The sequence below is a fragment of the Synechococcus sp. BA-120 BA3 genome (genome assembly GCF_034931285.1).
GTDB lineage: Bacteria > Cyanobacteriota > Cyanobacteriia > PCC-6307 > Cyanobiaceae > Cyanobium.
Genome location: NZ_JAYGHZ010000361.1, coordinates 1 through 5,124 on the forward strand (window position 1 = coordinate 1; position 5,124 = coordinate 5,124).

6 protein-coding genes are annotated in these 5,124 nt (G+C 69.4%); 1 reads left to right on the forward strand and 5 read right to left on the reverse strand.

Features of this window, described 5'->3' with window-relative positions; all coding sequences use genetic code 11:
* The coding region (rbp, locus tag VB737_RS14800) for an RNA-binding regulator (protein WP_500314084.1) at positions 1–306 on the reverse strand (306 nt) is incomplete at its 3' end.
* 285 nt (positions 307–591) lie between these two features.
* Here rbp and VB737_RS14805 point away from each other — a divergent pair.
* Entirely contained in the window at positions 592–795 is a 204-nt protein-coding gene (locus VB737_RS14805; RefSeq protein ID WP_500314086.1) for a DUF8633 family putative protein, read from the forward strand.
* Positions 796–822: 27 nt separating this feature from the next.
* On the opposite strand, the gene VB737_RS14810 is transcribed toward VB737_RS14805, so the two are convergent.
* The 4 genes from VB737_RS14810 to VB737_RS14825 form a co-directional block, all read right to left on the reverse strand.
* The gene (locus VB737_RS14810) at positions 823–1,104 is read right to left on the reverse strand and encodes a hypothetical protein (RefSeq protein WP_500314088.1); all 282 of its coding nucleotides are present in this window, start codon (positions 1,102–1,104) and stop codon (positions 823–825) included.
* A gap of 82 nt (positions 1,105–1,186) precedes the next feature.
* Positions 1,187–3,160: a DEAD/DEAH box helicase gene (locus tag VB737_RS14815; RefSeq protein ID WP_500314089.1), complete on the reverse strand. Its 1,974-nt coding sequence runs from the start codon at positions 3,158–3,160 to the stop codon at positions 1,187–1,189.
* Positions 3,161–3,252: 92 nt separating this feature from the next.
* Positions 3,253–3,615: a phosphomannose isomerase type II C-terminal cupin domain gene (locus VB737_RS14820; protein WP_500314091.1), complete on the reverse strand. Its 363-nt coding sequence runs from the start codon at positions 3,613–3,615 to the stop codon at positions 3,253–3,255.
* Between the two features lie 424 nt (positions 3,616–4,039).
* Positions 4,040–5,124 (reverse strand): ATP-dependent DNA helicase (locus tag VB737_RS14825; protein ID WP_500314093.1); only part of this gene is annotated, 1,085 nt, incomplete at its 5' end.

Genomic DNA, 5,124 nt, shown 5'->3' on the forward strand with positions numbered 1-5,124 from the left:
GGGCCGACCGCCGCCACCGCCATAGCCGCCGCCGCCGGCGCGACTACCACCGCCGCCGCCACCTTCACGGGGCGTGGCCTTGTTGACCCGGATCATGCGGCCCATCCATTCGACGTCCTGGAGGTCGTCAATGGCCTTCTGCTCGGACGCGTCGTCGGCGAGTTCGATGAAGGCGAAGCCGCGCTTGCGGCCGGTCTCACGGTCGAGGGGCAGGCTGCACTGACGGACCTCGCCGTACTGGCCGAAGAGATCGAGAAGGTCCTCGCGTTCGGCCTGGAACGAGAGGTTGCCGACGTAGATGGTCATTCAAAGAAAAAGCTGGAACGGATTCCTCCGGTGTCGGGAATCCCAGGGAAAGCAGGCGGTCGGCATGGAGCTCAGAACGGCCCCGGGATCGGGTCCGGTTCTGTTGGGCCTGAGCCGTCGATGCGTGCCGAAGGGAGCCAGAGCGGCATGGAATTACCGGAAGCCTACAACCGAGCCCCGGGGCTCCATGGCGAAGTTTGAAGCAGATGCGAAGGAAAACGAAAAATTTGCCCCACCCCCAACCGTGCCGCTCCATTGTCAGCAAACCCTGATCCAGTTGATCCCATGAAAGCCGCCCCTGTGCCCTGGAGCCTCACCTGGCGTGAGGACGGAGAGCTCGGTTCCCAGGATCTGTTCGACCTGCTGCAGGTCCTGGTGGCCAGCGAAAGTCACGACGTCCAGATGACCCTGATCGCCGCCGTGGAGCAGCTTTCGGTGAGCGAGCTCCAGGTGTCGGCCTATGAGCAGGTCACCCGCCTCTGCGCCTGAGGGCCTGTCCAGCCACCTGATCGGTCTTCAGATCGGATAGCGCTTCGAGGTGGCGTCCCGGCAACTGCTGCGAGCCGTGGCGATGCTGCTGCCGCTGGAGATGCGATCAGCCACACAGTTGCAGGCATAGCTGGCCATCCCGTCGGGGGCCTTCTTGCCGGACTGGGCCAGCTCCGTCTCGAAGGCGGACAGGCAGATCGAGCGCACCACCTCGAGGATGGGGCCGGAGGCGGCTTCAGCCGGGTGTTCCAGCGACCCGAAGGCCGCCAGAACCACCAGGCCGAGGATCAGCCCGGCCTGGCCAGGCACAAGCCTGGAACGGAGCGAAGGCCAAGGGAGTCGCTGCTGGGAAGGCATGGGGGACTGGTGTGAGGAGTGCCCGTGAGGGGATTCAGGAGCCCAGTCGGGAGATCTGAAGTTCCTTGTTCATCACCCGCAGGCGACGCAGGTCCGCGAAGACGTCGTCAGGCATCCCCTTGGGCAGGTCGACGGTGCTGTGGGCGTCGAAGATGCGGATCTTCCCGATCGATCGCCCGGCCAGGCCGGACTCATTGGCGATGGCGCCGACAATGTTGCCCGGCTTGACCCGATCCCGCCAGCCCACCTCGATGCGGAACCGTTCCATGTTGTCCTCGGGAGCGTCTTCGCCGCGTTCCTGGTGACGGTCGTTGAAGGGGCGGCGATCCCCGCCCCGGTCGCGCTCGCCGCGGTCACGGTCGCGCTCCCGGGTGGGGGCGCCGGCACGGCCCTGGCCCCAGCGCTCCTCGCCCTGCAGCAGCAGGGGTTTGCCCCCCAGTCCGAGCTCCAGGGCGGCCAGGGCCAGCTGCTCGGGGGTGCAGGCCTGTTCCTGGGCCACCCGCTGCAGGATCTCGCCCAGCAGCGCCCGCTCCTCGGGGTTGCAGGCGGGCTGCTGGAGGGCGGTGGTGAGTTTCTGGCGCAGCCGGTCAAGGCGGTGCTGGTTGATGCTGGCGTTGCCGGGCACCTCCATCGGTTCGATGGGCTGGTTCACCGCCCGCTCCAGACCCCCGAGGAAGCGTCGCTCCCGGGGCGTGAGGAACAGGATCGCCTCACCGCTGCGCCCGGCGCGGCCGGTGCGGCCGATGCGGTGCACGTAGGCCTCCCCGTCGAAGGGGATGTCGTAGTTGATGACCAGGCCGATGCGGTCGACGTCGAGGCCCCGGGCGGCCACATCCGTGGCCACCAGCACGTTGACGCGGCCGTCGCGGAGACGCTCGATCGTTCGTTCCCGCTGGGTCTGGGGAACGTCGCCGTTGAGCACCGCCACGTCGTAGCCGTGCTGCTCAAGGGACTCGGCCACCGTCAGGGTGATGGCCTTGGTGCGGGCGAAGATGATCACCCCTTCGCTGCCTTCGGCCTCCAGCACCCGTTCGAGGGCCTCGAGCTTCTGGGGACCATTGACCACCAGGTGCCGCTGGCGGATGCGGCGGCCGTCGGCGGCCTTCTGGCGGATGGTGACCTCGGCCGGGTTCTTCAGGTGGTTCTGGGAGATCCGCCGGATTTCCGGGGGCATGGTGGCGGAGAACAGCACCACCTGCCGCTCAGCGGGAAGCTGCTCCAGCACCCACTTGACGTCGTCGATGAAGCCCATGCGCAGCATCTCGTCGGCCTCGTCCAGCACCAGGCTGCGGAGCCCGGAGAGGTCGAGGGTGCCCTGGCGCATGTGGTCCATCACCCGCCCGGGGGTGCCCACGACGATCTGAACGCCCCGGCGCAGTTGCTGGATCTGGTCGCGGAAGTCGGCGCCGCCGTAGACGGGCAGCACCTTGACGCCCTTCATGCAGGCGGCGTAGCTGTTGAAGGCCTCCGCCACCTGCATCGCCAGCTCGCGGGTGGGGGTGAGCACGAGCACCTGGGGGGTGCGCTGGCCGGGATCGAGGCGCTCCAGCAGGGGCAGGCCGAAGGCGGCCGTCTTACCGGTGCCGGTCTGGGCCTGGCCCACCAGGTCGCGGCCGAGCATCAGCTCGGGGATGGCGGCCTTCTGGATCGGCGAGGGCTCCTCGAAGCCGATGGCCGCCAGGCCATCCAGCAGCTCCCGGCGCAGGCCGAAGGCGGCGAAGGCGCTGACAGGAGCTGCCGTTTCGGTGGCAGTCGGTTCAGTGGCTGGCGTGTCGTTGGCTGCCGTTTGAGTAGCTGTGGATTCAGTGGCGGGTGCTTCGGTACTGGCGTCATCGGAAGGGATGACGACCTGGGAAGTGGCGGAGTCCGGCGCTTCGGGAAGATCGAGCGCGGTGGCGCTCTCCAGGGAAACGGGGGACGAGACCGTCACGGCCTCGCAGGGCAGCGCAAGGGCCACCTGGGAATCGGCAGCACCGGCGAGGGTGCTGCCGTCAATGATCTGGGTCACGGGATGCGGGAGCCTGGTGAATCCTTTTCAACGCAGGCCGGCAGCGGACCGTTGGAGATGGGTGCCTTGCACCCGGGCTGCCTTGCCCTTGCTCAAAGGTTGAAATGAGACTTTACCACCCGGCCGTAATCGTCGTCGAAACGCTCGATGTCCTCCTCCCGCAACACCTCGCCCAGCTGGACCTCGATGATCTCCAGATCGGTGGCTCCAGCTGACGCCCGGTGCAGGCCGCCCCGGGGGACGAACAGGGTGGCGCCGGGGCAGGCGGTGATGCAGCCGCCGTCGGCTTCCATCACTCCCTCGCCCGCCACCACCACCCAGTGTTCGCTGCGCTGGCGGTGGCGCTGCAGGCTGATGCGCTGCTCCGCCGTGATCCGCAGCCGCTTGACGAGGTAGCCCGGGCCCGTGGCGAGGGTCTCGAACCATCCCCAGGGTCGCTGGGTCCGCTCAGCCATCGCATCGCTCTCCCGGAAACGCAGGCAGAAGCATGGTCTGCGGCACGGTCAGCGTGTCCGAAACGATGGCGGCGGCCGGGGGCGAGGGGGTTGGGGAAAGACTGACCGGAACCACCTGGGGCCAGGGAATCCATGGGGCTGTCCCTGTCGACCTCGGGGCACCTGAAAGGATGGAGCCGGTGGGGCCGGTTCGCTCCTTCTTGACGATGCAGGAGGGTATTCCTCAAGGGGGAACTGGAGGAATCGAGGGGCTCCCGAAATGGGAGAGATCCCAGCGGTGGAGACTATTGGAGCAGGGGCTCCGGTGAGTTCGGCCCGGCGGAACCGTGCCGATGGACGAAGTATGGAACGGGGCTAGGGGCACCCCCCGGGCGGTTCACTTTTCGTAGGCACATTGCCAGCTGTGGCGATCAATGAAGAAGCCTTACGGCCCCTCCCCGGCCGCGGACCCGTCCTCACTGGGGCTGAGCAGCAGGGCCCCCTGCCGCGCCCGGGTCAGGGCGGTGTAGAGCAGCCGCCCGTCGCGGGCGGCACCGCCGGGCAGCAGCACGATCACCTCCTCGGCCTCGCTGCCCTGGGCCTTGTGCACTGTCAGGGCCAGAGCCGGTTCGGCGGCGCCGGCCAGCTGGCCGGGGTGGATCCAGAGCAGCTCCCCCTCCCCCTCCCCGAACAGCAGGCGGGCCGAGGGCCCGGGACCGCCCACGAGCACGCCCACATCCCCGTTGGCCAGGTCCAGTTCCGGCAGGTTGCGCCGGCAGAGGATGGGGGTGCCCGGGGGGAGATCCTGCAGATCGCCGTCCTGACGCCCCCCCAGCAGGGTCCGATGGATCGCCTCCAGGCCCCAGCGTCCCTGGCGCTGGGGGGCCATCACCAGCAGGCGGTCCCGCTCGGCCAGCAGCGCCTTGCATCCCCGGTCGGAGCCCGGCCGGCAGCGCTCCGCCAGCCGGGCCAGCAAGTCCTGGTGGCGGCGCAGCCGCTCCAGCAGCTCCGCCGGCAGGGTCCGGGGGGAGCAGGGGCGCCACTGGAGATTATCGGTGCTCTCCAGGGCCTGCAGCAGGGGGCGGATGGCGGCGATCGGATCGGGATCCTGCGGGTCTGGAGCGGATTCCAGCCCCTGGCGGAGGGCGGCAGCCACGGCGGCGATGGCCCCGGCGTTGCGGTAGGTGGTGGTCAGGGTGATGGCGGCGCCCCCCAGCCGGCGGCGGTGTTCGGGCCGCTGCAGTTCCTGCAGGACCGCCCCGGGGGCGATCGGGGGCAGCTGGGCCGGGTCGCCCACCAGCACCAGCCGACAGGTGCCGGGCAGGGCCTCCAGCAGGGCGCCCATCAGGCCCAGATCCACCATCGAGACCTCATCCACCACCAGCAGGTCGAGGTCGAGGGGGCGGCCGCGGTGGCGGCCGAAACGGTCGCCGCGGCTCTCCAGCAGCCGGTGCAGGGTCGTGCAGGGAAGGGTGCCCCCGGTGGCGGCCCGCAGCCGGCCCGCCGCCTTGCCGGTGGGCGCTGCCAGAT

What these genes read in the sequence shown, in the direction of transcription:
- VB737_RS14805 (WP_500314086.1), top strand. Translation starts at nt 592, where the DNA reads ATGAAAGCCGCCCCTGTGCCCTGGAGCCTCACCTGGCGTGAGGACGGA.
- VB737_RS14820 (WP_500314091.1), bottom strand. Translation starts at nt 3,615, where the DNA reads ATGGCTGAGCGGACCCAGCGACCCTGGGGATGGTTCGAGACCCTCGCC.